Below are 26812 nucleotides of genomic sequence, written 5' to 3'. Positions count from 1 at the left end.
TTCCGGTAGAAGATCCGCGCGAACGACCGGGCGATCACGGCGGAGGCCCCGGACGCCTTGATGGCGATGGGGGCGTGCTCACGCGAGGAACCGCACCCGAAATTCTTCCCCGCCACGAGGAAGTCTCCGGGGGCCACCTTGTTGGCGTATTCCTTGTCGATGTCCTCCATGCAATGGCGGGCAAGTTCCTTCGGATCGGAGGTGTTCAGGTACCGGGCGGGGATGATGACGTCGGTGTCGACGTCGTCCCCGTATTTCCAGGCCCGTCCTTTCAGGATCATCGGCTTTCCTCCCCTTTCCGTTCCCATCGTCTACGCCCGGAGACCACGGCAACCGGGTCGGGGACCCCCCCCGCGAGCCAGGGTCCCCGGTGATCGGCGCTTCCCCATCCCGCTAGTCCGCCGTAGCTGCGCCGGGGGGTCGTAGCCGGCTTCCGCATCCTCGGAGGGGGGTCGCTTGGCGAAATCGCTCGACCCGCGATGAACCCGCGGGTCTGCGCTTGACCTCCCTCCCGGAAAGTTCCGCTCGGACCCCCCGTCCTTCGGCTGCTCCGCCGGTTTCGCCCCGGCACATGGGACGCGCCGGGGAGGCACTGCACGGCAGTTCGCCGGGAATCCGTGGACCCTCAGGCGATGCGGGGGGTTCCCCGGAGCGGCGTGTGGAGCGAGAGAGAAGTACCCCCGCCTGGCGGGGTCCGTTCCGGCGAGCGGAACCCGCAGCGAGCGGGCGCGAGGTCGCGAGCGTAGCGGAGGGGAATCCCCCGCGAGCCAGGGTCCCCGGTCCGGCGAGCATGCGCGGCGGTCAACGAATCTCGTCCGGGCCGCCGATCCGGCCGAGGACCGCGGAGGCGGCCGCCACCGCGGGGTTGGCGAGGTAGACCTCGCTCTCGGGGTGCCCCATCCGCCCCACGAAGTTCCGGTTCGTGGTGGCGACGGCGCGCTCGCCTTTCGCGAGAATCCCCATATGCCCGCCCAGGCACGGACCGCAGGTCGGCGTGGAGAACGCCGCTCCCGCGGTCACGAAGGTCTCCATCAGCCCCTCCCGCATCGCCTGGAGGTAGATCTCCTGGGTGGCGGGGAAGACGAGAAGCCGGACGCCGTCGTGAACCTTCCGGCCGCGCAGAACCGCCGCCGCGCTCCGGAGGTCCTCGATCCGCCCGTTGGTGCACGAGCCCACCACCACCTGATCGATGGGGACGTTCCCCACCCGGGACAGGGGGCGGGTGTTCTCCGGCAGGTGCGGGAACGCCACCTGCGGCTCCAGCGACCCGACGTCGATTTCGATCTCCGACGCGTACCGGGCATCCCCGTCGGCCTCGACCACGGCGTATTTCCGGGCGGCCCGCCCGTCCACGTAGTCCCTCGTGACACGGTCGAAGGGGAAGATGCCGTTTTTCGCCCCCGCCTCGATCGCCATGTTGGAGATCGTGAAGCGCCAGGCGATCGGGAGAGCCGCGATCCCGTCCCCGGCGTACTCCATCGCCTGGTAGAGGGCGCCGTCCACGCCGATCCTCCCGATGATGTGCAGGATGATGTCCTTCCCCTCGACCCACTTCCCCGGCCGCCCGCCGAGCACGATCCGGATCGATTCGGGAACTTTCAGCCACACCTCCCCGGAGATCATCGCCGCGGCCAGGTCGGTGCTGCCGACGCCGGTCGAAAAGGCGCACAGCGCCCCGTAGGTGCAGGTGTGGCTGTCGGCCCCGATCACGAGGTCGCCGGGAAGGACGAGCCCCTCGTCGGGCAGAAGCACGTGCTCGATCCCCATCCGCCCGACCTCGAAGTAGTTCACGATCCCGTACTCTCGGGCGAACTCCCGCATCAACTTGGCCTGCTCGGCCGACCGGATGTCCTTGTTCGGCGTGAAGTGATCCGGGACGAGCGCGATCTTCTCCCGGTCGAAGACCTCCCGGATCCCGAGATTGCGGACCGCCTCGATGGCGATCGGGCTCGTGACGTCGTTGCCGAGCGCGAGGTCGACCTTCGCGAGGATCAGTTCCCCCGGCTCAACCTTTTCCTTCCCCGCGTGCCTCGCGAGGATCTTCTCCGTGAGCGTCATGCCCATGAACGTCTGTCTCGCTTTCCTTCGTTGTCCCCCTCCGTCCCCGCAGGGCCCGCACCAGCTCCCCCATCGGCCCGGAGACTATGTACGCCGAGACGAACAGGAAGATCATCACCTGGGGCTCCGCGGTTATCAGAAGGGCGAGGAAGATGAACACCACCAGGGTATTGAACGGCCGGCGGCGGAAGGGCTCCAGATCCTTGAAGTTGTTGTACTTGACCGTGCTGATCATGAGAAACGCCAGAACGTAGATGGCGAGGAGCACCGCGATGTGCTTGAAGTTTCCGGACCCGCCCAGGTAGTAGAAGAGCAGGATCATGGAGGATACGAACGTCGCCGCGGCCGGAATCGGCAGCCCGTTGAACTTCCCCTTCTCGACCGTGTGGACCTGGACGTTGAACCGGGCGAGCCGGAGCGCCCCGCAGATCAGGTAGAGGAACGCCGCCAGCCACCCCCAGCGGCCGAAGCGCGCGAGGGCCCAGCCGTAGACGAGGAACGCGGGCGCGACGCCGAACGAGACGAGGTCGGCCAGGGAGTCGTACTCCACCCCGAACTTCGTGGTCGTCTTGGTCATCCGGGCGACCCGGCCGTCGAGGCCGTCGAGCACCACTCCCACGATGATGGCCGTCGCGGCCTTCTCGAACTGGCCGGTGTAGGTCGCGGCGATCGAGTAGAACCCGGCGAACAGCGATCCCGACGTGATCAGGTTGGGCAATACGTAGATCCCCCGGCTGATCCCGTCCCCCCGTCTGATCCTTCTTCTCATGGCAGCACCCCCACGACGCTCTCTCCCGCGCGAACCCGGTCCCCTGCCCGCACCGAAAGGGAGGCAAATGCGGGAAGCAGAATGTCGACCCGCGAACCGAACCGGATGATGCCGACGCGCTGGCCCTGTCTCACGGTATCCCCTTCGGCAAGATCGCACACGATCCTGCGGGCGATGAGCCCGGCGATCTGGACGTAGGCGACCCGCTGGCCGTCCGGCGTCTCGAGGAGCACCCCGTTCTGCTCGTTGGCAAGCGACGCCTTCTCGACGTTCGCGGCCAGGAACTTCCCCGGATGATACCGGACGGACACCACCTTGCCGGAAACCGGGGCCCGGTTGACGTGCACGTCGAAGACGGACATGAAAACGCTCACCCTCTTCCCGGGCTCGTCCAGATACCTGCCCGGCGGGTTGTCGCCCGCATACATTATCTTACCATCCGCAGGGGAGATCACCGCCCCCGGGAGCGAGGGGGGGGTCCGGTCGGGGTTCCGGAAGAACCAGCCCACGAAAACGGTGAGCAGGGCCCCGAAAAGGGCGGCCGGTATGGTCCTGGGCCACAACAGGGAGAGGACGGCCGCGAGGGCCGCCGCGCCCAGAAGAAACGGGATCCCTTCGGGGGCGATCACTCCGCCCCCCCGGCCCTGCCTCCCCGGATCCATTGCTTCCGGCCCAGCCCCTCGTTCAGTTCTTCGTCCTGTCGACCAGCCGCCCTTTCGCGATCCACGGCATCATGGCACGAAGGCGGCGGCCCACCTCTTCGATCGGGTGCTCGTCGCCGCGCCGGGTGAGGGCGTTGAAGACGGGGCGGTTGGCCCGGTTCTCCAGGATCCATTCCCGGGCGAACGAGCCGTTCTGGACTTCCTCGAGCATCCGCTTCATTTCGGCCTTCGTCTCCGCGTTGATGACCCGCGGTCCGCGCGTCAGATCGCCGTACTGGGCGGTGTTGCTCACGGAGTACCGCATCGTGGAGATCCCGCCCTCGTAAATGAGATCCACGATGAGCTTCAGCTCGTGGAGGCACTCGAAATACGCCATCTCGGCGGAGTATCCGGCCTCGACCAGCGTCTCGTACCCCGCCAGGATCAGCGCCGTGACGCCCCCGCAAAGGACCGCCTGCTCCCCGAAGAGGTCGGTCTCCGTCTCCTCCCGGAAGGAGGTCTCGATCACCCCCGCGCGGGTCGACCCGATGGCGCTCGCGTACGCGAGCGCGATGCCCCGGCTGTCCCCGGCGGGGTCCTGGTGGACGGCGATGAGGGCGGGTACGCCTTCCCCCTTCTCGTACTGCGCGCGCACGAGGTGGCCGGGGCCTTTCGGGGCCACCATGAACACGTTCACGTCGGCCCGGGGGACGACCTGCCCGTAATGGATGTTGAACCCGTGGGCGAACATGAGGTACGCCCCTTTCTTCAGGTTCGGGCCGACGGAGCTCCGGTAGATCTCCCCCTGGAGCTCGTCGGGAAGAAGCATGGCGACGACGTCGGCCTTCCCCGTGGCGGCGGCGGCGTCCACGACCGGGAACCCGGCCTTCTTCGCCTTCCCCGCGTTTTCCGACCCGGGGAGCTCGCCCACGACGACGTCCATTCCGCTCTCCCTCAGGTTGTTCGCGTGCGCGTGCCCCTGGCTCCCGTACCCCAGGATCGCGATCTTCTTCTTCTTCAGAACGGATTGCCTGGCATCCTTTTCCCGATAGATCCGGACCATCGTCATCCCCTCCCCGGGCGATATGGGTTCAACCGGCTCTTCCCCTCTCGTTCGTTACATCCCCCGGGCGATGGCCACCCGGCCCGTCCGCACGATCTCGCGGATTCCGATCGGCTTGAGCAACTGAAGCAGCGCGTTGATCTTCTCCTCGTCGCCCGTCATCTCGATCGTGTAGCAGCGCGGCGCGACGTCGACGATCTTCGCGCGGAAGATGTCCACCAGGCGCAGCACCTCGGGCTTTGTCTCGGCTTCCGCGTTCACCTTGATCAGCACCAGCTCGCGGTCGACGGTGTCCGTGTCCGTCAGGTCGATCACCTTGATGACCGAGATGAGCTTGTTGAGCTGCTTCAGGATCTGCTCGATGATCTGGTCGTTGCCGGAGGTCACGATCGTCATGCGGGAGACCGTCGGGTCCAGCGTCTCCGCGACGGTCAGCGACTCGATGTTGAACCCTCTGCCGGAAAACAGGCCCGCGACGCGGCTCAAGACCCCGAATTCGTTTTCCACCAGAACGGAAATGGTATGGCGCATCGACTCCCCCCCTGCCAGGTCAAACGAGCAGCATCTTCGTGAGAGGCGCCCCCGCGGGCACCATCGGGTAGACCATCTCGTTCGGATCCGTGACGATGTCGATGAGGGCCGGGCCGGGCGCGGCGAATCCTTTCCGGAGGACATCCGGGACCTCCCCGGCCTTGGTCGCCCGGAATCCGAACGCCCCGTAGGCTTCGGCCAGGCGGACGAAATCGGGCACCTGGGGAAGGCACGTATGGGAAAGCTTCCCCTGGAAGAACAGCTCCTGCCACTGCCGCACCATCCCCAGCGAACCGTTGTTCAGAATCACCACCTTCACGGGGAGGCGGTACTGGACGGCGGTGGCCAGCTCCTGGATGTTCATCTGGATGCTGCCGTCGCCCGCGATGTCGACCACCAGCTTGTCCGGCATCGCCACCTGCGCCCCGATCGCCGCCGGGAGCCCGTACCCCATCGTCCCCAGCCCCCCGGAGGAGAGGAAGGTCCGCGGCCTGTCGAACAGGTAGTACTGGGCTGCGAACATCTGGTTCTGCCCCACCTCGGTGGTGATGATCGCGTCCCCCTTCGTGATCTGGTAGATCTGCTCGACCACGTACTGGGGCTTGATTCTCCCCTTTCCCTGCTTGTAGGCGAGCGGGTAAGTCGATTTCCACTTCTCGATCTGGTCCCGCCACGGGGCGATCTTCTTCCGGTACTGCGCGGCTTCCTTCGTCCCCTTGACGAGCTTGATCATCTTCCGGAGCACGTCCTTCAGATCCCCCACGATCGGGATGTTCACGGGGATGTTCTTCTGGATCGAGGTCGGGTCGATGTCCACGTGGATGATCTTCGCCCCCGGGGCGAACTCGTCGATCTTCCCGGTGACCCGGTCGTCGAACCTCGCCCCGAGGCCGAGGATCACGTCGCTGTTCGAGATCGCCATGTTCGCCCGGTAGGTGCCGTGCATCCCGAGCATCCCGAGGGAGAGCGGATCGGTCCCCGGAAAACCGCCCAACCCCATGAGCGTGGTCGTCACGGGGATCCCGAGGATTTGGGAGAACTCCGTGAGGAAAGAGGAGGCGCCGGAAAGGATGACCCCTCCCCCGCTGTAGAAAACGGGGCGCTCCTTCTCGAGCAGCAGGCGGACGGCGTTCTCCACCTGCTTCTGGTGGCCCTCGTAGGTGGGGTGGTACCCCCGCAGCTTCACCTCCTTCGGGAGGGTGTATTCCGCGGTTCCGGCCAGAACGTCCTTCGGGATGTCGACCAGCACGGGCCCCGGGCGGCCGGTGGAGGCGATGTAGAACGCCTCCCGGATGATACGCGCCAGGTCCTTCCCCTGCTTGATCAGGTAGTTGTGCTTGGTGCAGGGCCGGGTGATCCCGACGATGTCGGCCTCCTGGAACGCGTCGTTGCCGATCATGAGGGTCGGCACCTGGCCGGAGAAGACGACGATGGGGATCGAGTCCATGTAAGCCGTCGCGATCCCGGTGACGGTGTTCGTCGCCCCGGGGCCCGAGGTCACCAGGCAGACGCCGGTCTTTCCCGAGGCGCGGGCGTACCCGTCGGCCATGTGCACGCCGCCCTGCTCGTGGCGGACAAGCAGGTGCCTGATCTTCGTGTTCTGGAACAGTGCGTCGTAGATGTTCAGCACCGCCCCTCCGGGGTACCCGAACACGATGTCCACCCCGAGATCCTCGAGCGCCTTGACGAATATTTCCGCACCGGTCATCTTCATGTCATTCCCCTTACCGGACCACGGCCCCGGTGCCCGCAGAGCTCACCAGCTTGGCGTACCGCGCCAGATACCCCGTCCGGATTTTCGGCGGCGGGGCCTTCCAGGTTTTCTTCCGGCGGACAAGCTCGGCCGCCGGGACGTCCAGCGTGAGCTTCCTCTTCGGAATGTCCAGGACGATCCCGTCCCCGTCCTTCACGAAGGCGATCGCCCCCCCCTCCATCGCCTCCGGGGACACGTGGCCGATGCACGGTCCGTGCGTCCCTCCGGAGAACCGCCCGTCGGTGATGAGAGCCACCCGGGTTCCCAGCCCCATCCCCATGATCGCCGACGTGGGGGAGAGCATCTCGCGCATTCCCGGCCCCCCTTTCGGCCCCTCGTACCGGATCACCACGACCATGCCCGGGCGGATCTTCCCCCCCATGATCGCCGCCATCGCGGATTCCTCGGAGTCGAAGACCCGGGCCTTTCCCCGGAAGGTGAACATCCCGGGATCGACGCCCGACTGTTTGATCACCGCGCCCTCCGGAGCGAGGTTTCCGGTGAGGATGGCGATCCCTCCTTCGGGCCGCACGGGGGCGGAGACCTTCCGGATGATGCCGTCGTTCGTGACGCGCCCCCTGCGGGCAATCGCGGTGATGTCCTCGCCGGACACCGTCGGGTTTTTCTTCAGTTTGGGCAACAGCCGGTTGAGGATCGCCGGGATCCCGCCGGAGAACTCCACGTCCTCCATCATGTGGGGGCCCGCCGGGGTCACCGTGGTGAGCTGCGGCGTCTGGCGGGACAGCCGGTCGAACTCGGCCAGGGGGAGGGGGACTCCCGCCTCGTGGGCGATGGCCAGAAGGTGCAGCACCGAGTTGGAGGATCCCCCGAGCGCGAGGTCGACCCGGATGGCGTTCTCGAAGGCGGCGCGCGTCAATATCCTGCGCGGGGTGACCCCCTTGCGAACCAGCTCCACGATGCGGTGCCCGGTCGCGTACCCGAGATGGCGCTTCTTGGACATCCCGGCGAGTGCGGTCGCGCACCCGGGCAGGGACATCCCGAGGGTCTCGGTCAAACACGCCATCGTATTGGCGGTGTAGAGCCCCTGGCACGACCCCTCCCCCGGACACGCCTCGGCCTCGAGATGGCGCAGCATCTTCGCGTCGATCTCCCCGCGCTGGAAGCGCCCGACCGCCTCGAAGGTGTCCGACACGAGCGAGAGTCGCCTGTCCCCCATCCTGCCGGAGAGCATGGGGCCCGCGGTCAGGACGATGGAGGGGATGTCGAGACGTGCGGCGGCCATCAGCATCCCCGGGGTGATCTTGTCGCAGTTGGTCAGCAGGACGAGCCCATCGAGCGCGTGGGCTTCGGCGACCGACTCGATCATGTCCGCGATCAACTCGCGCAGGGGGAGGGAGTAGTGCATCCCCCGGTGCCCCATCGCGATCCCGTCGCACACCGCCGGCACCCCGAAGAGGAACGGGTATGCCCCCGCGGCGTGCACTCCGTTCTCCACGACGCGCTCCAGCGCCCGCATCCCCACGTGTCCGGGGACCAGGTCGGTGAAGGAAGTCGCCACGCCGATGAAGGCTTTTCCCATCGCCGCCTGCGGAACCCCGGCGGCGCAGTAGAGCGCCCGGTGGGGCATGCGCTCCCATCCCTTTTTCGTGCGGTCGCTTCGCATCCCTGTGTCCCTCGTGCCCGTTCGGGAATACGATTCCCCCGGGGAAGAAATCTTCCCTGGGGACGTCGCGAAAGCCTTGATCCCCCTCGCCGGATCAAGCGCGCAGGCTCCCCTCGGCGGGACGATTCTTCGTTGCCGTGCTATTGTGTGGATAGTATCTGCGCGATCTTGTCCTTCTTTACCAGCTTGAGTTTCTGAAGCTTTTTGCGCTCCATCTCCTCGTCGGGGGAAAGGTAGACCTTTCGGTCGAACTCCTTGAGTTTCTCATCCAGCAGGCGATGTTCCTGAATCAGGGTTTTAAACTCCGGATCCTTCTCGGCAAGCGCGGTGATTTTCTCTTCCTGGCTCCGCCCTCCCATCGGCACCTCCGGATCTGGGATGATAGTTGAGTCTAACAGAGGAAGGGCAATTGTCAATTTTCGGCACGGCTCGGCACGAATTCATCTCCCGCGCCGGACCTCCGCTTCGGAAGACCGGAGATAGGCGGGGACGACCGTCCGTGCCTCCTTCGCCTCCCCCGCCCGGACCATGCGCTCCGCCAGGAGACCGACGGACGACGCCCTCGGCAGGCCCTCGCCCGGCGGAGGGAACAGGGCGCGCTCCCCCATCCGCTCCCGGAACAACGCCCCGTGCAGGACCGCCCCGTCCCCGCAGAAAAAGACCGTTCCCTGCGGGAACCAGCCGGGGAGGGCGTCCGGCGGCACCGCGGCATCCGGACGGACGCGGAGGCACTCCCCCCTCTCCCACCGGAAGACCCCCGCGTAGACTTCCTTTTTCCTCGCGTCCAGCACCGGACAAACCAGCGCATCCCCCCCGGGGAAGCGCGACGCCAGGGCGTGAAGCGTCGGCACGGGCACGATGGGAAGCCCCCATCCGAAGCAGAATCCCTTCGCGGCGGCCATCCCCACGCGCAAGCCCGTGAACGAACCGGGACCCGCCGAAACCGCCACATGCGTGACGACGTCCTGTCCCCGGCCCGCCTCCCCGAGAAGACGGTCGATGGCGGCCAGGAACGTCTCGGAGACCTGCCTCTCCCGGGGAAGCATCCTCTCCCCCAGCACCCGCCCTTCGGAAACGAGGGCGACGCTCCCGCACGGGGTCGCCGATTCGACGGCCAGGATCAAGCGGTTATCCGGCGATCAGGCGTGCGATGTCGTTGTAGAACACGAGCGCGGTCAGCATGAGGATCAGGGCCAGCCCCACCTGTTGCGCCATCATCCGGGACTGCGGGGAGAGCGGTTTGCGGCGCAGCGCCTCGATCGAGAAGAAGACGAGATGCCCCCCGTCGAGGATCGGGATGGGTAAGAGGTTCAGGATGCCCAGGTTCACGCTCAACAGCGCGAGGAAGTACAGAAAGGGGGAGATTCCCTCCCGGGCCTGGTCCCCCGCCATCTGGGCGATGAGGATGGGTCCTCCGAGCGTATCGGAGGGGAGGACCCGCATGAGGAGCTTCACCACGGTGAGCACGGTCAGGTGGATGATCCTCCACGTCTCTTGCGCCGCGCGCCCGATGGCGGCGACGGGATTGACCCTCCGCTGGATGATCTCCTTGCTGGCCACCACCCCGATCTTGGGCCCGTCGACCTTCTCCCCGAAAATGGTGAGCCCCTCGCGGATTTCCGGCGTGACGGTCACCCGGATCTCCTCCTCCCCCCGGCGAACGATCAAGGGAAGCTCCTTTCCGGCCCCCGATTCCCGGATCCCGGCGGCGAGCTCGTCCCATGTCGTGACTTTTCTCTCCCCGATTTGGACGACCGTGTCGCCCGCTTGCAAACCCGCCCGGGCAGCCGGCGTATCCGGCATCACGTCCCCGATCTTCGGGGTCAGGGTGGGGACCCCGCCCATGAAGATCCCCCAGAACACGAAAAACGCGAAGAGGAGATTCCCGATCGGCCCGGCGGCCACGACCGCCATCTTTACCCAGACCGGCTTGTGGTAAAACGCCTTCTCCTTCTGCTCCGGCGGGATCTCCTCCGCGTCGTTTTCCCCGACAAGCTTGACGTATCCTCCCAGCGGGATGGCGGAAATCAGGTACTCGGTTTCCCCCCTCGTAATCCCCGCGAGCTTCGGTCCGAACCCGAAGGAGAATTTCGTCACCCCCACGCCGAGCCGGCGGGCGACGATGAAGTGGCCGAACTCGTGCACGAAGATGAGGATGCCCAGGACGACAAGGAAGGACAGGAAATAGATCACGGCCGGTGTGGCCTCCTCATGCGGGATATGATGCGGGACGCCTCTTTTCTTGCTTCCGCGTCCGCGTCGAGCACGTCCTTCAGGGTAACAAGCCTGCTCCCCTTGCGCCAGGACGACATCAGGCTCTTCCCCACCGAGATGATGCCGGTGAAGCGGATCCGCCCTGCGAGAAACGCTTCGACCGCGACCTCGTTCGCGGCGTTCAGCGCGGCGGGCGCCGTCCCTCCGGCCTCGGCGGCGTCGTACGCCAGGTCGAGCGCGGGAAAGCTCTTCCGGTCGGGCGGCTCGAACACCCAGCCGTCCATTCGATGCGGAAGCAGACGGGGCAGTTCCAGAGGAAGCCGCTCGGGATACGACAGGGCGTAGCCGATGGGAATCCTCATGTCGGGAACGCCCAACTGCGCGATCAGGCTGCCGTCCCGGTACTCCACCATCGAGTGCACGATCGACTGGGGGTGGATGAGGATGTCGATCCGCCCCGGCGGGAGGCCGAACAGCCACGTCGCCTCGATCACCTCGAACCCCTTGTTCATCAGGGTGGCGGAATCGATCGAGATCTTCGCGCCCATCCGCCACGTCGGGTGCCCGAGCGCCTCCGTAACGGTCGCGTCGCGCATCTGCCGGAAGGTCCGGTTCCGGAAAGGTCCCCCCGAGGCGGTGAGAATGATCCGGGAGATGTCCTCCTTCCGGTGGCCCTCGATCGCCTGGAAGACCCCGGAATGCTCGCTGTCGACGGGGAGGATCACGCCCCCTCCGGCCCTCGCGGCCTCCACGAGGAACTTCCCCGCCATCACGAGCAGTTCCTTGTTCGCCAGGGCGATCCTCTTCCCCTTCCGGGCGGCCGCGATGGCGGGACGGAGGGACGTCACCCCGGAGGCGGCGGCCACGACGATGTCCGTCTCCCGGGAACAGGCTGCCTCGGTCAGCCCCTCCTCCCCGAACACGATGCGCGTCCCGGAAGGGAGACGATCCCGCCGGGAGAGGTCCACCTCCTCGGAGAGGCACACGATGCGGGGACGGAAACGGCGCGCCTGCGCGAGGAGCTCCGTCGCGTTCTTCCCGGCGCAAAGGGCCGTTACCCGGAACCTCTTGGGAAACCTCGCGATCACGTCGAGGGCGTTGCGGCCCACCGAGCCGGTGGACCCGAAGATGGCGACGCCTTTGACCTTCCTCATCCCCTCCCCCCCCATAGCGGAGCGAGCTGCGCGAGCAGGTACAGCACCGGCCCCGCGGAGATGACGGCGTCCGCGCGGTCGAACATCCCGCCGTGCCCGGGCAAAAGCGCCCCGCTGTCCTTCACCCCCGCGGCGCGCTTGAGGAGCGACTCGAAGAGATCCCCCGCCTGCCCTGCGACCCCTACGACCGCGGAGGCAAGGCAAAGGAACCAGGGGGGAACCCCCGGGAGGAACAGAACCCCGTAGCCGGTGCCGAAGACGATGCTCGCCGTCAGCCCCCCGAAGGAGCCCTCGACCGTCTTGTTCGGAGAGATCGTCGGGGAGAGGCGCCTCCTTCCCCATGCCTTCCCGACGAAATAGGCGAAGATGTCCCCCGCGAAGACCGCCACGAGGCCCAGGAAGATCCAGTGTTCTCCGGCGGGAAGCGCGAGGGTTCGGGGATACGCGGAGAGGAATCCCCCGATGTAGACCGCGCCGAGCGCCGCGAGCGCGGCACCCCGCGCCTTCTCCGAAGGAGGTTGACCGCCCGCGAGGAAGGGGAACGCGGCCAGCGCGACGCAGCACAGCACGGCTGCCCACGCCGTGCGGAACGGAAGGAGGACCGCGCTTGCGTAGACCAGGCCGGTCACCGCCACGCCGGACCACCGGTCCCGGGCGCCGGGGAAAAACAGCCCGAAATACTCGGCGGCGCACAGGAGGGTCACCGTCCCCACCACCAGGAGGAAGGGCCACCCCTTTCCGAACATCACCGCCGCCACCAGGGGGGGCAACAGAACGACCGCGGTGAGGACCCGTTTCCCGAGCACGGTCACGAGTTGCCGGGGGAGCTCTGCCCCTGCTCCCCCGTCAGTCCGAAACGGCGGTCGCGACGCGAATATTCCTCGAGAGCGGCAAGAAACTCCGGCTTCCCGAAATCGGGCCATAGGACGTCGGTGAAGACGAACTCCGCGTACGCCGCCTGCCACAGGAGGAAATTGCTGACCCGTACTTCCCCGCTGGTCCGGATCACCAGGTCCGGATCGGGGATCCCGGCCGTGTCCAGCCTGCCGGCGAACTCCTCGGGGGTAATCGCCTCGGGGGCGATCTTCCCCGCCGCCGCGTCCGCGGCCAGTTTCCTGGCCGCCCGCACGATCTCGTCCCTGCCGGCGTAGGACAGCGCCAGGATCAGTGTCATGTCGCTGTTCCCCGCGGTCATCGCCAGCGTCCGGTCGAGCACCTCCCGCACGGAGAGGGGGAGCTGCCATGCCTCCCCGATGACCTTCAGCCGGATCCCGTGCTTGTTGAGATCCGGGAGTTCCCGGACCAGGAACTCCCGGAGGAGCCCCATCAGGGTGGTCACCTCGGTCCGGGGCCGCCCCCAGTTTTCCGAGGAGAACGCGTACAGCGTGAGACAGGGAATGCCGATTTCCCGCGCGCATTCGACGACCGCCCGGACGGAACGGATGCCCATCCGGTGCCCTTCGACGCGCGGAAGGCCGCGAAGTCTGGCCCAACGCCCGTTTCCATCCATGATGATGGCCACGTGGCGCGGGAGGGCGGAGGAAGGGGGTCCGCCGCTTTTCATGTGGGCTTGTCTTTGTGCCCCGTCGGGAACGTCCTAGTGTACCGTCTCGTAAATAGGCTGATGCACCGAGACCGTCGATGCGCTGCGCCGGCAAGGCGCGCGACTGAGGCGTACTTGAAGAAGTACGGCGCAAGGAGCGCAACGCAGCCTTCGCTGCTGCAGCGGCGGTCGAATGCCAGATTATTTGCGAGACGGTGCACTAGTTCTGGACGATCGCTCCGGTAGGGCAGGAATCGACGCAGGCAAGGCAATCGGTGCATGCATCGGTCACCCGGTATTTCTCGCCCTCGGCGATCGCCCCAACGGGGCAGGTGTCCAGACAGGTTCCGCAGGCGGTGCATTCGTCATTGATTACGACAGCCATGATGCTTTTCCTCCTTCGTTCCGTGGTTGGCGGTTGCGGCCGGACGCAGGCGTCAGACCTCCATGATCTCCTGTTCCTTCGCCTTCAGGATCTCGTCGATCTTCTTCACGTAGCTGTCCGTCTCCTTCTGGACACGGTCCTGCCACCGTTTCATCTCGTCCTCGGAAATCTCCTTCTTCTTTTCCCTTTCCTTGACCTTCTCCAGGGACTCGCGCCGGATGTTCCGGACCGCGATCCGCGCGTCCTCGGCCATCTTCTTCACCACCTTGACGAGGTCCTTGCGCCGCTCCTCGGTCAGGGGGGGGATGGGAATGCGCACCATCTTCCCGTCGTTCGAGGGGTTCAGTCCCAGGCCGCTCGCCTGGATCGCCTTCTCGATCGGGCCCACCATCTTGGTGTCCCAGGGCGTGACCGTGATCATCCGGCTTTCCGGGACCGACAGGGTTCCCACCTGCGGGAGGGGGGTGGGCGTCCCGTAATAGTCCACCTTGATCCCGTCCAGGAGGGCAAAGGACGCTCTCCCCGTCCGGATCTTCCCCAGGTCCTTCTTGAAGGCCTCGATGCTTCTCGCCATCTTTCCGCCCGTGTCCTTGAAAAGGGCTTCCACTACCGACCTCCCCGGACCACGGTGCCGATCTGCTCCCCCAGGACCACCTTCCGGATGTTCCCTCTCTTCGTCAGGTTGAAGACGACGATCGGGAGGTTGTTGTCCATGCACAGGGAGATCGCCGTGGCGTCCATCACCTTGAGGTTTCTCTTCAGAACGTCGATGTAGGTCACTTCCTTGAACTTCCTGGCTTTCTTGTCGATCAGCGGGTCCTTGTCGTAGACGCCGTCGACCCGGGTGGCCTTCAAGATGGCGTCCGAGCCGATCTCCATCGCCCGCAGTGCGGCGGCGGTGTCCGTCGTGAAATACGGGTTGCCGGTACCCGCGGCGAAGATGACCACCCTGCCTTTCTCGAGGTGGCGCACGGCGCGACGCCGGATGTACGGCTCGGCGATCGCCCGCATCTCGATGGCGGAAAGGACACGCGTCATCACGCCGTCACGCTCCAGCCTCTCCTGCAGCGCCAGGCTGTTGATGACGGTCGCAAGCATCCCCATGTAGTCGGCGGAGACGCGGTCGATTCCGTACTTCCGTGTGGTCTGGATGCCGCGGAAGATGTTCCCGCCCCCGACGACGAGGGCGATCTGGACCCCCAGGGACGCCACTTCCCGGATCTCCTCGGAAAGGCCCCCGAGGATCCCGTTGTCGATCCCGTACGCCTGCTTCCCCATCAGGGCCTCCCCCGACAGCTTCAGAAGGATGCGTCGGTACGCCGGTTTTCCCACGGAACCTCCGCGGGGGGAATTACCCCCGGTTGAGCTGCTTCGCGACTTCCGCCGCCAGGTCGTCGGAGCGCTTCGCAAGCCCCTCCCCCACCTGGAACCGGGCGAACCGCGCGATGCGGACCTCGATCCCCCTTTTCGCGGCCGTCTCCTTCAGCAGGTCCATTACCCGGCGGTCGGGATCCTTGATGAACGCTTGCTCCACCAGGCAGAAATCCTCATAGTATTTCCCGAGCTTCCCCTCGGTAATACGGTCCAGGATCTTCTCCGGTTTGCCCGAAGCAAGCGCCTGCTCCCGATAGATCGACTTCTCCCGCTCGATCACATCCGCCGGCACGTCCTGCCGGGAAATATACAGCGGGTTCGCCGCGGCGACCTGCATCGCCATGTCCTTGGCGAGCGCGGCGAATTCCGGGTCGTCCGCCCCCGCGCCCAGGAGCTCCACCAGGACCCCGATCTTCCCTCCCGCGTGGATATAGGGGACGAGCACCCCCCGGGCGCCCGCCGGCAGGGCGAAACGCGCGAAGCGCCGGAAGGAGATCTTCTCTCCGATCTTCGCCACCTTCTCGTTCAGCATCTCGCCCAAAGGAATCCCCCCTTCTCCGGGGAGGAGCAGCGCCTCCGCGACGTCCTTCGGATCCTTCCCGTTCACCGTCTCGGCGACCCGTACCGTTAACTCCTTAAACTCCGGGGTCTTGGCAACGAAGTCGGTTTCGCAGTTCACCTCGACGAGCGCCGCGGATCCCGCGGCGATGTGGGCCGCGACGACCCCTTCGGAGGCGACCCTCGACGCCTTCTTCGCGGCGGCCGCCAGGCCTTTCTTGCGCAGAACGTCCACCGCGGCTTCCATGTCCCCCCCCGATTCGGTGAGGGCCTTCTTGCAGTCCATCATCCCCGCGCCGGTCTTATCGCGCAGTTCGCGCACCAACTCCGCCGATATCTGCATCCTCGTCCTCTCCTGGCCGAATGTCGGACTTGCGGAGGCTATTCCTCCGCGGCGGCGGGAATCTCTCCGGCTGCGCCCTTTTCCGGGGTCTCCTCCTCGGTGGAGATCAGCGCCATCATGACCTCCGGAGCCTCGGTCTCCTTGTCCCCCGCCGAAGCCGTCCTCTCCTGGTATGCCGCCTTCCCCTCGAGGATCGCGTCCGCGATCTTCCCGAGGAACAGCTTGATCGCCCGGATGGCGTCGTCGTTTCCCGGGATGATATAATCGATCAGGTCCGGGTCGCAGTTGGTGTCGACGATGGCGATGATCGGAACCGCGAGCCGCCGCGCCTCCAGGACCGCGATTTCCTCGCGCGACGGGTCGACGACGAAGATGGCTTCGGGAACGCGGCGCAGGTCCTTGATGCCACCCAGCACCTTCTCCAGCCGGGATCGCTCCTTGGCGAGCTGGAGCACTTCCTTCTTGGGGAGTTTCTCGACCGTGCCGTCCGTGGTCATGTCGGTAAGCTTCTGGAGCCGGTCGAGGCTCTTCCGGATCGTCTGGAAGTTGGTGAGCATGCCGCCCAGCCACCGGACGTTCACGAACGGGGCGCCCGCGCGCCTCGCCTCCTCCTCGACGGCCTCCTGGGCCTGCTTCTTCGTGCCCACGAACAGGATCGTCTTCCCTTCCGACGCCAGTTCCCGGACGAAATCGTAGGCGGTGCGGAACATCTTCACCGTCTGCTGGAGGTCGATGATGTAGATCCCGTTCCGCGCGGTGAAGATGTACCTCTTCATCTTCGGGTTCCACCTCTTCGTCTGGTGACCGAAGTGGACCCCCGCCTCCAGCAACTGCTTCATCGTGATGACCGAACCTTGTCCGTTTGCCATGCCTTCCTTTCCTCCTCGCTTCGGGGTTGTTCCTCCGGGCGTTCCACCTCTCCCCATCCACCCCGGCCGATCCGGGGCACCCCGGGGAGAATCCCGCCCGTGAGAGATGAACGGCTAATCTGCTATATGTATCACAAACGATTCGGGATTCTCAAGCCATAAAGGACGCCCATCACGTCCGGTATCCCGCGTTGATCCGGACGTATTCGTGCCCCAGGTCGGAGAAGTAGACGAAATAACTCCCCTTCCCGAGGCCCAGGTCCACGTCGATGCCGTACGCCTCCTTCCGGATCTTCGGGGCCGCCCTGCGCTCGGCCTTGCGGTCGACCTCCATCCCCCGGCGCACCACCTTCTCCCCCGCGAGGGACACTTCGACCCGCTCCGGCGTAAGGGTAGCCCCGGAGCGCCCGACGGCGGCGACCACGCGCCCCCAGTTGAGGTCCGCCCCGAACACCGCGGTCTTGACCAGCGGGGACGTCGCCACCGCGCGGGCCGCCGCTTCCGCGTCCCGTTCGCTCCTCGCCCCGGACACGGATATCCGCACGACCCGCGTCGCCCCCTCCCCGTCGCGCACGATCATGAGCGCCAGGTCGAGCAGAAGCCGGCTCAGGGCCCCGGCGAAGGCGGAGAGATCCTTTCCCTCCAGCGGAGGGAGCCCGCAGGCGCCGTTGGCGAAGATCGCGGCGGTGTCGTTGGTGCTCATGTCCCCGTCCACCACGATCCGGTTGAAGGAAAGGGCCACGGCCTCCCGGAAGACCGATCGCAGGTCGGAGGAGCGCAGGGCGGCGTCCGTGAACACGTAGGCGAGCATCGTTCCCATGCCGGGGGCGATCATGCCCGCCCCCTTCGCGATTCCTCCCAGGGTGACGGTCCCCCCGCGAACCCGGACCTTGCGCACGCCCCGCTTCGGGTAGGCGTCGGTCGTGAGGATCGCCTCCCCCGCCCGGGGAATGCCCCCGGGCGAGAGCGAGGAGCAAAGCCCGGGGATCGCCGCGGTGATCTTTCCCGTGGGCAGCGGCACCCCGATCACTCCCGTGGAAGAGACGAGAAGGGATCCGTCCCGAAGGCCGAGCGCCCTGCATGCCCCCGCGGATATCCTCCGGACCGCTTCCCTTCCCTGCTTGCCCGTGCATGCGTTGGCGTTCCCGCTGTTGGCGACCACGCCGCGCAGGGCCGACCGGGACCGAAGGCCCCTCCCCCACTCGACCGGCGCCGCGGCCATCCGGTTCCGCGTGAAGAGAACGTCGGAGGTGCACGGCCGGTCGCTCGCCACGATCGCGAGATCGGCTTTCCCCCCCTTCTTGATCCCGCACCAGACGCCACCCGCCCGGAAGCCGGGGACGATCATCTCCCTCACGGGGCGCATCCCGTCACGCCCCCATTCCGCAGCACTTCTTGTATTTTTTCCCCGATCCGCAGGGACACGGCTCGTTGCGCCCGATCTTCCGGGAGGCATGGCGCTGGGTGGTCACCCCCGCCCGGGAGATTTCGCCGCGGGAGAGGTTCACCCTTCGGGCGGGCGCGGGCGCCTGCCGGGCGATCTTCTGGGGCTCCTCTTCCCGCTGGACCTTCACGTGGTAGAGCCGCTTGAGCGACTCCGCCTTGATCCGGAAGACGAGGTCGGAAAACATGTCGAATCCTTCCCGCTGGTATTCCTTCAGCGGGTCCTTCTGCGCGTAGCCCCGGAGGCCGATCCCCTCCTTGAGGTGATCCATCGAGAGGAGGTGGTCTTTCCACAGCGCATCGATCGTCGAAAGGAGGAACATCCGCTCGAGGTAGCGCATCGCATCCTCGCCGTACTCCTCCTCCTTCTTCCGGTAGGCGGAATGGGCCCCCTCCTCGATCCGGGACGCGAGCTTCTCCCGGGTCAGCCCCTGCACCTCGCTTTCCGGGAATTCGAGCCGGAATCCGAACTGGGAGTAGGCGGCGTCCCGAAGGGCGGAGAGGTCCCACTCCTCCGGATGCACCTTCTCCTCCGCAAAACGGTCGGCGAGGTCCTCGGCGACCTCTCCCGCCATCTCCATCACCGTGTCCCGCTGCGATTCCCCCGACAATACCTCCCGGCGCATGTCGTAAATGACCGTGCGCTGCTTGTTCATCACATCGTCGTATTCGAGGAGGTGCTTCCGAATGTCGAAGTTGTGGGCCTCGACCTTCTTCTGCGCGTTTTCGACCGCCTTGTTGACGAGGTTGTGCTCGATCGGCTCCCCCTCCTCCATCCCGAGCTTCTCCATGAGGGGAGAGATCCGGTCCGAACCGAAGATCCGGAGGAGGTCGTCCTCGAGGGACAGGTAGAAACGGGACGACCCGGGGTCCCCCTGGCGCCCCGCGCGGCCGCGGAGCTGGTTGTCCACCCGCCGGGACTCGTGCCGCTCGGTGCCGATGATGTGGAGACCGCCCTTCCCCACCACGCCTTCGCCGAGCTTGATGTCCACGCCGCGCCCGGCCATGTTCGTGGCGATCGTCACCTTGCCGGGCTGGCCCGCCTCGGCGATGATCTGCGCCTCGCGCTCGTGGTGCTTGGCGTTCAGGACGTTGTGGGGGATGCCGTGACGGTTGAGGATGCCGGACAGCCGCTCCGACTTCTCGATGGAGACCGTCCCGACGAGGACCGGACGATCCGCCTCGTGAAGGGCCCGGATTTCCTCATGGACGGCCTGGAACTTCTCTTTCTCGGTGCGGTAGATCTGGTCCCGGAGGTCGTCCCGGACCATCGGCTGGTTCGTGGGGATGACCACCACGTCGAGGTCGTAGATCTGCTTGAACTCCACAGCCTCCGTGTCGGCGGTGCCGGTCATCCCCGCGAGCTTCTCGAACATCCGGAAGTAGTTCTGGAAGGTGATCGTGGCGAGGGTCTGGTTCTCGTTCTCGATCTTGACGCCCTCTTTGGCCTCGACGGCCTGGTGCAGACCGTCCGACCAGCGGCGCCCCGGCATCAGCCGCCCCGTGAACTCGTCGACGATGACCACCTGGCCGTCCTTCACCATGTAGTCGACGTCGCGCTTGAAGAGGACGTGGGCCTTCAGGGCCTGGTTCACGTGGTGGAGGATCTCGATGTTGCGCGGATCGTAGAGGTTGTCCACGGAAAGGAGGCGCTCGATCTTGGGGATCCCCGCGTCCTCGGTCATCATGACGCTGCGCGCCTTCTCGTCGATATTGTAGTCCTCCTCCTTCTTCAGGAAGCCGATGATCGAGTTGATCCGGGCATACTTGTCCGTCGACTCCTCGGCCGGTCCGGAGATGATGAGGGGGGTCCGGGCCTCGTCGACCAGGATCGAGTCGACCTCGTCCACGATCGCGTAGTGAAGTTCCCGCTGGGCCATCTCCTCCACGCGAAACTTCATGTTGTCGCGCAGGTAGTCGAAGCCGAACTCGTTGTTCGTCCCGTAGGTGACGCCGCACCGGTAGGCGGCCTGGCGCTCGTGGTCGTCCATCCCGTGTACGATCACCCCCACGGACAGACCGAGGAACCGGTAGATCGCCCCCATCCACTCCGCGTCCCGCTTCGCCAGATAGTCGTTCACGGTGACGAGATGCACGCCGCGCCCCGTCAGGGCGTTCAGGACGATGGGAAGGGTGGCGGCCAGCGTCTTCCCCTCGCCGGTCCGCATCTCGGCGATCTTCCCCTCGTGCAGCACCACGCCGCCCACGAGCTGGACGTCGAAGTGCCGCATGGCGAGCACGCGCCTGCCCACCTCGCGGACGGTGGCGAAAACCTCGGGGAGGAGATCCTCCAGGGGTTCTTCTTTCTCCAGCCGCTGACGGAACTCCGCCGTGCGCGCCGCGAGACGGTCGTCCGGAAGGCCCGTCACCGAGGGCTCGAGGGAGTTGATCCGGTCTACGGTCGACCGGATCCGGTCCAGCACGCGCTCGTTGTGCGTGCCGAACATCTTTTTGAATAGATTTGCCAGCATCGACGAGGTCCTTCCGTTCCCCTGCCTTGTCCCAAAAAAAAACGCCCCGACGGGGAGGCGCCCCGGGAGCACTTCTCGACTGCGCCCTTTCCCTGCTAATTCAGGAAGCGGATCGGGTTCACGGGAAGGTCGTTCACGTGTACCTCATAGTGGAGGTGCGGGCCGGTCGTGCGCCCCGAATCCCCCACCTTGCCGATCACGTCCCCCTTCTGCACGGTGTCGCCCGCCTCGACCAAACGCTCCGAAAGGTGAGCGTAAAACGTCCGATAGCCGTTCCCGTGGTCAATCCCCACGATGTTTCCGTAAAGAGACTCGAATCCGCACCGGACCACCTTGCCCCCCCCGGCCGCCTTGACCGGGCTCCCCGCCGGGGCGTCGATGTCGAGTCCGTGATGGAAGACCTTGGTGTCGGTGAACGGCGAAAGCCGGACGCCGAACCCCGACGCGAGCAATCCCCGGGCCGGCCAGAGGGAGGGAAGGCTCTCGAGGAAGGTCCGACGGGCGTCGAGTTTCTCGCAGAGGACCTCGAGGTTCTTCCCGTCCACCAGGATGCTCTCCTTCAGCTTGTCGCACCGCAGATCGAGGAGGCTGTCCAGCCGGTTCGATGCGCTGGACTCGGGCGTTTCCGCGCCTCCGATCCCCGGGCCCCCGCCGTCCTTCCTCCCGCCGGGTCGCATCTCCTCGTTGATCCGGACGAGCGACCGGACACGGGCGTCGAGGGTCCGGATCCGTTCGACCTCGGTCTCCAGGCTCTCGAATTTCGCGTAGAGGTTGTAGAGAGTCAGGTTCTGCTCGCTCACCCGTTGCCTGAGGCTCCGAAGCTCCCTCGCCTTCGAAAGAGTCTCCCTGTAATCATAGATAAGTTGCGTCATGAGAACGAAAAACAGGCCGAGAACTGCGGCGGTCGCGATGAGTCCCGTGCGGCCGATCCGGAATTCCCGGGACCGCCCCTCGGGACCGAACCGCACGGAGAATGTGAATCGCTCGCGCACCTCTCCCATCGACTCCCCTGCCTGAAAAGTAGGTGGGTACCGTACCATATGCCCGGGAACGGTGTCAACGTGTCGGACCCATCTTATTGATAACGGTTCGGGAAATCCGGAAAAGAGGAGGATCTCACCCCGCGGCCCTCTTCTTGTGCTCCTTTTCCGTCTCCCGGTTCCGTGCCACCACCGGGTCCACGATTTCGCCGCAGTTGAGGCACCTCCAGGCGTAAAAGAGGTCCAGCATGTCCTGGAACCGCTCGTATACCATCGCCCCATTGCAGCGGGGGCATCGATATCCTTGACGACGCATCATCGTTCGCTCCTTTCGACGACTTTTTGATGCCCCCGGGGAGTGGCGGTTTCACACGCAAGTCCCGCAGGGGATCTTCCGATATGTCCTGGTATAAGGGGGCCGGAAACCCCGGTGAAGGAGGAACCTTGGCACCCGTTCGGAAACGTCTCGGCGAACTGCTTGTGGAAACCGGACTTCTGTCCGAGGAGAACCTGACGCGCGCCCTGTCCGAGCAGCGCTCCCGGCGTCAGAAACTGGGAGACGTCATCGTCGCCCTGGGGATGGCCACCGAAGAGGAGATCGCCCAGGCCCTCTCCCTCCAGCTCGGGATCCCGCTGGTCGACCTCGCCAACACGCCCGTCGAGCCCGAGGCGATCGAACTGATCCCCGAGAAGGTCGCCCGGAAGCATCTGATCGTGCCGATCACGATCGATGCGCGCGACCTCCACGTCGCGATGGCGGATCCGCTGAGCTTCGAGGCGTTCGAGGACGTCCGGTTCGCCTCCGGCTACACCATCAAGACCGGAATCGCCACCCGCTCGGACATCCTCTGGGCGATCGACCAGCATTACCACCTGGGGTCATCCCTGAGCACCATCGTCCAGGACATCGCCGATGAGCGCAGGGTCGAGATCGTTCAGGACAGCAAGGAGACCGACGCGAAGGACGCCGACGACCTCCGGAAGAAGAGCGAGGCGGCCCCGATCATCCGGATGGTGAACCTCTTCGTCGCGGAAGCGGTCGACCAGGGGGCCTCGGACATCCATGTGGAGCCGACCAAGACGACCCTGCAAATCCGCAACCGGGTCGACGGGGGCCTCCGGAAGTCCCTCGAGTTGCCGAAGTGGGTGCAGGGGGCGGTCATCTCGCGGATCAAGATCATGGCGAAGATGGACATCGCGGAGAAAAGGCTTCCCCAGGACGGCAGGATCGGGATCCGTGTGGGATCGAAGAGCCTCGACCTGCGCGTGTCCACGATGCCCATGGCATACGGTGAAAAAGTGGTCATCCGGATTCTCGACTCGCTCACCGCGAGCATCTCTCTCGAGTCGATGGGAATGGCCGAGGGCGAACTCCGTCAGGTGGAGGAGCTGGTCCTCCGTCCGCAGGGGATCCTCCTCGTTACGGGGCCGACCGGGTCCGGCAAGACGACGACCCTCTACGCGGCGCTCAACAAGATCAAATCCGTGGAGCGGAACATCTCGACGATCGAGGATCCGATCGAATACGAGAACCCCGGGATCAACCAGGTGGCGGTCCAGGAGAAGATCGGCCTCACCTTCGCGTCGACCCTGCGCTCGATGCTCCGGCAAGACCCCGACGTCATCATGCTCGGGGAGATGCGCGACCTCGATACGACCACGATCGCGATGCAGGCGGCGCTGACGGGACATCTGGTCCTCTCGACGATTCACACCAACAGCGCGTCGGCGACCATCACCCGGCTGCGGAACCTCGGAGTCCCCTCCTATCTCATCGCCTCCACCATCATCGGCATCGTCGCCCAGCGGCTAGTGCGGGTCATCTGCCCGAAGTGCCGGGTCCGGGAAGAGCCGTCCAAAAAAGACCTCCAGCGGGTCGGCCTCGCGAAGGCGAAAAAAGAGGAAGTTACCTTCTATCGGGGAGAGGGGTGTCCTGCGTGCGGAGGGACCGGATACCGCGGGCGGACGGGGATTTACGAGATCATGCCGTTCCACCAGCAACTGCGCGACCTCGTGATGGCCAAGGGTTCGGAGACCGACATCCGCCAGCTCTCCGTGGCCAAGGGAATGAAGACGCTCGGCCAGGCGGCGCTCGACAAGGTGAAGGCCGGCGTGACGACCCTTTCGGAGCTGTACCGGGTCGTGGAAACCGAGGAGGAGTTCGGCGCCGGCTGCCCGCACTGCGGAACGTCGCTGGGGGCCGACTTCGTGCTCTGCCCGGGGTGCGGCCACTCCCTCGTCTCGAGCTGCCCGGGATGCGGGAAGATGGTCTCCCCGCACTGGAAGTTCTGCCCCTACTGCCGCCACGACTTCCCCAACAAGATCCGGGAGCGCTCGTTGGCCTAGTCCATCTACACGAAGTGGCAGGCGGTGAAGCGCCCGAGGGCGGATTCGCGCAGGAGAGGGGATACCTCCTCACACATCTTTTCCGCCATGAAGCAGCGGGTGTGGAACCGGCACCCGGGGGGGATGTGGATGGGGCTCGGGATCTCCCCCCGGAGGACGATCTTCTCCCGCGGCGCTCCCCCGGGCATCGGCACCGCCGAGAGGAGGCTCCGCGAGTAGGGGTGGATCGGCTCGCGGAACAGGGCGGGGGCGGGGGAAACCTCCATCATCTTTCCCAGGTACATCACGGCGACGACGTCGCTCACGTGGCGGATCACCCGCAGGTCGTGGGAGATGAACAGGTAGGCCATCCCGTACTCTTCCTGGATGTCGCGCAGCAGGTTCAGGATCTGCGCCTGCACGGAGACGTCGAGGGCCGACACCGGCTCGTCCGCGACGATCAGCTTGGGGGAAAGGGCGATCGCCCGGGCGATCCCGATGCGCTGCCTCTGTCCCCCGGAAAACTCGTGGGGGTACTTGTCGGCGGCGTCGGGAGAGACCCCGACCCTTTGGAGGAGACGCTCGGCCCTCTCCCGGAGATCCCTGCCGCGGGCGATCCCGTGGACCAGCCACCCCTCCCCGACGATGTCGCGAACCCGCATCCTGGGATTGAGGGAGGAGTACGGGTCCTGGAAGATGATCTGCATCTTCCTCCGGGTCCGGCGGAGCTCCTCGCCCGAAAGGGTCGTGATGTCCCTGCCCTCGAACATCACCTTCCCCGAATCGGGGGGAATCAGTCGGATCGCCACCCGCCCGAGCGTCGTCTTGCCGCAGCCCGACTCCCCTACCAGCCCCACCGTCTTTCCAGGGGGGACCCCGATCGACACCCCGTCGATCGCGCGCACCGGCAGCGACTCCGAGGAGAAGAACGATTTCCGCACCGGGAAATACTTGTAGAGGTTCTCCAGGGAGAGGAGAGGCCCGTTCAACCGGATCATCCCCTTCCGCCCTTCCGGACCGTTCTCTGATAATGGCAGCCCGCGGAGTGCCCCGGGGCGTACTCCTCGAGGGGGGGGTCCACTCGGTCGCAGACCGACAGGTCGTCCTCCGCTGTCTCCCCGGCGCGGAAGCGGGCCTGCGCCTCCTGCCGGAACGGGCACCGGTCGGCGAACGGGCATCCGGGCGGGATGGCGTCGAGGTCGGGAACCATCCCCGGGATCGACGGGAGCCGTCTCTCCCCGGTTCGCATTCCGGGCAGGGACCGGAGCAGCCCCTGCGTGTAGGGATGGACCGGTCCGCCGAAGAGGTCGTCCGTCTTCGCGATCTCGACGATCCTGCCCAGGTACATGATCGCCACCCGGTCGGCGAACTCCGAGACCACCCCGAGATCGTGGGTGATCAGAAGAACGGCCATCCCCTGCTGCTCGCGCATCTCCTTGAGGAGGGAGAGGATCTGGGCCTGGATGGTGACATCGAGCGCCGTGGTGGGCTCGTCGGCGATGAGGAGCGTCGGTTTGAGGGCAAGCGCCATGGCGATCATCGCCCGCTGACGCATTCCCCCGCTCATCTGGTGGGGGTACTCCCGCGCCCTCCTCTCGGCGTCCGGCATCCTGACCCGCCGCAGCCACTCCACGGCCTGCGCGGCGGCCTCCGCCTTCCGGCAGGCACGGTGGGCGGTGAAGACCTCGGCGACCTGGTCCCCGATCGTGAGAACCGGGTTGAGCGACGTCATCGGCTCCTGGAAGATCATGGAGATCTCCTTTCCCCGCACATCGCACATCCGCTCCTCGGGGAGGGGAATCAGGTCCCTCCCGCGGAAGAACACCGTCCCCTTCTCGATGACCGCGGGCGGCGAGGGAAGGAGCTTCAGGAGGGAGAGGGCCGTCACCGTCTTGCCGCACCCCGACTCCCCCACCAGCCCCAGCGTCTCCCCGGGGGACAGGGAGAAGGAGACCCCGAAAAGGGCGCGCACCCTCCCCGTCTCCGTACGGAAGGAGACGGTCAGATCCCGGACCGAGAGAAGATCAGCGCTCACGGCGACATCCTCCGGGGGCGGTGGACTCCTTCGGGGGAGGCTGCTTCCGATGGGAGGACCCTGGCTCGCGGGGGGATTCCCCCCGCATCGCCCCGGGTCCTCCGATTGCCTGCACCCTCGCAACGGGGCGCGCCAGGGGCGGAGCAGGCCGAAGGAGGAGGGTGGAGTGAGGTTAAGCGCAGCCGTGCGGGTCCATCGCACGGCGAGCCACGAACGGAGCCCCCTCCGAGGCCGCGAAGCCGATCCCGGCGCCTTTGTAAAGGGGCGGCAGTTGCGACGCCCTCTGCAGGGGAGGAAGAGTTCTTAGGAACGTCCCTGTTCTTAGGGGACGTGCGCCGTTCGTGAAGCGCAGCAAGCCGAAGGAGTGGGGGCGCAGGAGGCCGGCCTCCCGGGGGCCGTTGCCGAAGAGGCCGTGCACCGAGAGGGTCGATGCGCCGCTTCCGGCGAGGCGCCCGCCCGAGGCGTACCCGCTGCGGTACGGTGAGGGGGGGCAACGAAGCAGGAACGGATGCAGCGGCCCTCGAATGCCGGGATCTGAGGGAATGGACTCCTGGAGGCCGGTCTCACTGCGCCCCTCCTCCTTCGGCTTGCTGCGCCGCGGACCGCATTTCCGGGACCGGGGACCCGGGGCGATGCGGGGGGGTTCCACAAAGCGGCGTGTGGAGCGAGAGAATATTAT

The 26812-nt window shown here is 66.1% G+C and carries 26 protein-coding genes; 1 reads left to right on the top strand and 25 read right to left on the bottom strand.

Going from position 1 to position 26812, the window contains the following annotated elements; all coding sequences use genetic code 11:
- The 23 genes from VJ307_04340 to VJ307_04230 all read right to left on the bottom strand — a co-directional run.
- The coding region (locus tag VJ307_04340) for a 3-isopropylmalate dehydratase (GenBank protein HJX73364.1) at positions 1–281 on the bottom strand (281 nt) is incomplete at its 3' end.
- A gap of 520 nt (positions 282–801) precedes the next feature.
- Entirely contained in the window at positions 802–2058 is a 1257-nt protein-coding gene (gene leuC, locus VJ307_04335) for a 3-isopropylmalate dehydratase large subunit (protein HJX73363.1), read from the bottom strand.
- Entirely contained in the window at positions 2006–2827 is an 822-nt protein-coding gene (gene pssA, locus VJ307_04330; protein ID HJX73362.1) for a CDP-diacylglycerol--serine O-phosphatidyltransferase, read from the bottom strand. The genes leuC and pssA overlap by 53 nt, the downstream gene beginning before the upstream one ends.
- Positions 2824–3456, bottom strand: coding sequence for a phosphatidylserine decarboxylase family protein (locus VJ307_04325; protein HJX73361.1), 633 nt, complete (start codon positions 3454–3456; stop codon positions 2824–2826). Before VJ307_04325 ends, pssA begins: the two co-directional genes overlap by 4 nt.
- A 55-nt stretch (positions 3457–3511) precedes the next feature.
- Positions 3512–4537 carry a ketol-acid reductoisomerase gene (ilvC, locus tag VJ307_04320; GenBank protein ID HJX73360.1) on the bottom strand — a complete coding sequence of 342 codons (1026 nt, stop codon included), beginning with the start codon at positions 4535–4537 and terminating at the stop codon, positions 3512–3514.
- Positions 4538–4585: 48 nt separating this feature from the next.
- On the bottom strand, positions 4586–5062 hold the full coding sequence (ilvN, locus tag VJ307_04315; GenBank protein ID HJX73359.1) for an acetolactate synthase small subunit: 477 nt from the start codon (positions 5060–5062) through the stop codon (positions 4586–4588).
- Between the two features lie 19 nt (positions 5063–5081).
- On the bottom strand, positions 5082–6776 hold the full coding sequence (ilvB, locus tag VJ307_04310; GenBank protein ID HJX73358.1) for a biosynthetic-type acetolactate synthase large subunit: 1695 nt from the start codon (positions 6774–6776) through the stop codon (positions 5082–5084).
- A 10-nt stretch (positions 6777–6786) separates the two neighbouring features.
- Positions 6787–8439, bottom strand: a complete 1653-nt coding sequence (gene ilvD, locus VJ307_04305) for a dihydroxy-acid dehydratase (protein HJX73357.1) — start codon at positions 8437–8439, stop codon at positions 6787–6789.
- Positions 8440–8579: 140 nt separating this feature from the next.
- A complete protein-coding gene (locus VJ307_04300) occupies positions 8580–8798 on the bottom strand; it encodes a DUF465 domain-containing protein (GenBank protein ID HJX73356.1) in 219 nt (72 codons plus the stop codon).
- A gap of 81 nt (positions 8799–8879) precedes the next feature.
- Positions 8880–9563, bottom strand: coding sequence for a tRNA (adenosine(37)-N6)-threonylcarbamoyltransferase complex dimerization subunit type 1 TsaB (gene tsaB, locus VJ307_04295; GenBank protein ID HJX73355.1), 684 nt, complete (start codon positions 9561–9563; stop codon positions 8880–8882).
- Positions 9564–9567: 4 nt separating this feature from the next.
- On the bottom strand, positions 9568–10632 hold the full coding sequence (gene rseP / locus VJ307_04290; GenBank protein HJX73354.1) for an RIP metalloprotease RseP: 1065 nt from the start codon (positions 10630–10632) through the stop codon (positions 9568–9570).
- Complete coding sequence (locus tag VJ307_04285; protein ID HJX73353.1) at positions 10629–11807, bottom strand: 1-deoxy-D-xylulose-5-phosphate reductoisomerase; 1179 nt, start codon at positions 11805–11807, stop codon at positions 10629–10631. The genes rseP and VJ307_04285 overlap by 4 nt, the downstream gene beginning before the upstream one ends.
- Positions 11804–12613 carry a phosphatidate cytidylyltransferase gene (locus VJ307_04280; GenBank protein ID HJX73352.1) on the bottom strand — a complete coding sequence of 270 codons (810 nt, stop codon included), beginning with the start codon at positions 12611–12613 and terminating at the stop codon, positions 11804–11806. The genes VJ307_04285 and VJ307_04280 overlap by 4 nt, the downstream gene beginning before the upstream one ends.
- 2 nt (positions 12614–12615) lie before the next feature.
- The gene (locus tag VJ307_04275) at positions 12616–13371 is read right to left on the bottom strand and encodes an isoprenyl transferase (GenBank protein HJX73351.1); all 756 of its coding nucleotides are present in this window, start codon (positions 13369–13371) and stop codon (positions 12616–12618) included.
- 199 nt (positions 13372–13570) lie between these two features.
- Positions 13571–13735, bottom strand: a complete 165-nt coding sequence (locus tag VJ307_04270) for a 4Fe-4S binding protein (protein ID HJX73350.1) — start codon at positions 13733–13735, stop codon at positions 13571–13573.
- Positions 13736–13787: 52 nt separating this feature from the next.
- Positions 13788–14342, bottom strand: a complete 555-nt coding sequence (frr, locus tag VJ307_04265; GenBank protein HJX73349.1) for a ribosome recycling factor — start codon at positions 14340–14342, stop codon at positions 13788–13790.
- The gene (gene pyrH, locus VJ307_04260; protein HJX73348.1) at positions 14342–15067 is read right to left on the bottom strand and encodes a UMP kinase; all 726 of its coding nucleotides are present in this window, start codon (positions 15065–15067) and stop codon (positions 14342–14344) included. Before pyrH ends, frr begins: the two co-directional genes overlap by 1 nt.
- Positions 15068–15086: 19 nt before the next feature.
- Positions 15087–16010 carry a translation elongation factor Ts gene (tsf, locus tag VJ307_04255; GenBank protein ID HJX73347.1) on the bottom strand — a complete coding sequence of 308 codons (924 nt, stop codon included), beginning with the start codon at positions 16008–16010 and terminating at the stop codon, positions 15087–15089.
- A gap of 38 nt (positions 16011–16048) precedes the next feature.
- Positions 16049–16879: a 30S ribosomal protein S2 gene (rpsB, locus tag VJ307_04250; protein HJX73346.1), complete on the bottom strand. Its 831-nt coding sequence runs from the start codon at positions 16877–16879 to the stop codon at positions 16049–16051.
- 172 nt (positions 16880–17051) lie between these two features.
- Complete coding sequence (gene argJ, locus VJ307_04245) at positions 17052–18227, bottom strand: bifunctional glutamate N-acetyltransferase/amino-acid acetyltransferase ArgJ (GenBank protein ID HJX73345.1); 1176 nt, start codon at positions 18225–18227, stop codon at positions 17052–17054.
- 22 nt (positions 18228–18249) lie between these two features.
- Positions 18250–20793, bottom strand: a complete 2544-nt coding sequence (gene secA / locus VJ307_04240; protein HJX73344.1) for a preprotein translocase subunit SecA — start codon at positions 20791–20793, stop codon at positions 18250–18252.
- 95 nt (positions 20794–20888) lie between these two features.
- A complete protein-coding gene (locus tag VJ307_04235; GenBank protein ID HJX73343.1) occupies positions 20889–21794 on the bottom strand; it encodes a M23 family metallopeptidase in 906 nt (301 codons plus the stop codon).
- Between the two features lie 115 nt (positions 21795–21909).
- Positions 21910–22047 (bottom strand): hypothetical protein, encoded by a 138-nt coding sequence (locus VJ307_04230; GenBank protein HJX73342.1) that lies wholly within the window; start codon positions 22045–22047, stop codon positions 21910–21912.
- 170 nt (positions 22048–22217) lie between these two features.
- Here VJ307_04230 and VJ307_04225 point away from each other — a divergent pair, with 170 nt between their 5' ends.
- Positions 22218–24119, top strand: a complete 1902-nt coding sequence (locus tag VJ307_04225) for an ATPase, T2SS/T4P/T4SS family (GenBank protein ID HJX73341.1) — start codon at positions 22218–22220, stop codon at positions 24117–24119.
- Between the two features lie 5 nt (positions 24120–24124).
- Here VJ307_04225 and VJ307_04220 read toward each other — a convergent pair whose 3' ends face one another.
- Together VJ307_04220 and VJ307_04215 are read right to left on the bottom strand one after the other, a co-directional pair.
- Positions 24125–25096: an oligopeptide/dipeptide ABC transporter ATP-binding protein gene (locus VJ307_04220; GenBank protein ID HJX73340.1), complete on the bottom strand. Its 972-nt coding sequence runs from the start codon at positions 25094–25096 to the stop codon at positions 24125–24127.
- On the bottom strand, positions 25093–26133 hold the full coding sequence (locus tag VJ307_04215) for an ABC transporter ATP-binding protein (protein ID HJX73339.1): 1041 nt from the start codon (positions 26131–26133) through the stop codon (positions 25093–25095). Before VJ307_04215 ends, VJ307_04220 begins: the two co-directional genes overlap by 4 nt.
- Positions 26134–26812: the final 679 nt, after the last annotated feature.

Source organism: Candidatus Deferrimicrobiaceae bacterium (assembly GCA_035256765.1).
Taxonomy (GTDB): Bacteria; Desulfobacterota; Deferrimicrobia; order Deferrimicrobiales; family Deferrimicrobiaceae; genus CSP1-8.
This window is presented reverse-complemented; position numbering and strand designations above follow the sequence as displayed.

Excerpts from the sequence above, each read along its gene's own strand:
- leuC (HJX73363.1), bottom strand. The coding sequence starts at position 2,058 with ATGACGCTCACGGAGAAGATCCTCGCGAGGCACGCGGGGAAGGAAAAG.
- pssA (HJX73362.1), bottom strand. The coding sequence starts at position 2,827 with ATGAGAAGAAGGATCAGACGGGGGGACGGGATCAGCCGGGGGATCTAC.
- ilvC (HJX73360.1), bottom strand. The coding sequence starts at position 4,537 with ATGACGATGGTCCGGATCTATCGGGAAAAGGATGCCAGGCAATCCGTT.
- ilvN (HJX73359.1), bottom strand. The coding sequence starts at position 5,062 with ATGCGCCATACCATTTCCGTTCTGGTGGAAAACGAATTCGGGGTCTTG.
- ilvB (HJX73358.1), bottom strand. The coding sequence starts at position 6,776 with ATGAAGATGACCGGTGCGGAAATATTCGTCAAGGCGCTCGAGGATCTC.
- ilvD (HJX73357.1), bottom strand. The coding sequence starts at position 8,439 with ATGCGAAGCGACCGCACGAAAAAGGGATGGGAGCGCATGCCCCACCGG.
- VJ307_04300 (HJX73356.1), bottom strand. The coding sequence starts at position 8,798 with ATGGGAGGGCGGAGCCAGGAAGAGAAAATCACCGCGCTTGCCGAGAAG.
- VJ307_04285 (HJX73353.1), bottom strand. The coding sequence starts at position 11,807 with ATGAGGAAGGTCAAAGGCGTCGCCATCTTCGGGTCCACCGGCTCGGTG.
- VJ307_04275 (HJX73351.1), bottom strand. The coding sequence starts at position 13,371 with ATGAAAAGCGGCGGACCCCCTTCCTCCGCCCTCCCGCGCCACGTGGCC.
- VJ307_04270 (HJX73350.1), bottom strand. The coding sequence starts at position 13,735 with ATGGCTGTCGTAATCAATGACGAATGCACCGCCTGCGGAACCTGTCTG.
- tsf (HJX73347.1), bottom strand. The coding sequence starts at position 16,010 with ATGCAGATATCGGCGGAGTTGGTGCGCGAACTGCGCGATAAGACCGGC.
- rpsB (HJX73346.1), bottom strand. The coding sequence starts at position 16,879 with ATGGCAAACGGACAAGGTTCGGTCATCACGATGAAGCAGTTGCTGGAG.
- argJ (HJX73345.1), bottom strand. The coding sequence starts at position 18,227 with ATGATCGTCCCCGGCTTCCGGGCGGGTGGCGTCTGGTGCGGGATCAAG.
- secA (HJX73344.1), bottom strand. The coding sequence starts at position 20,793 with ATGCTGGCAAATCTATTCAAAAAGATGTTCGGCACGCACAACGAGCGC.
- VJ307_04235 (HJX73343.1), bottom strand. The coding sequence starts at position 21,794 with ATGGGAGAGGTGCGCGAGCGATTCACATTCTCCGTGCGGTTCGGTCCC.
- VJ307_04230 (HJX73342.1), bottom strand. The coding sequence starts at position 22,047 with ATGGTATACGAGCGGTTCCAGGACATGCTGGACCTCTTTTACGCCTGG.
- VJ307_04220 (HJX73340.1), bottom strand. The coding sequence starts at position 25,096 with ATGATCCGGTTGAACGGGCCTCTCCTCTCCCTGGAGAACCTCTACAAG.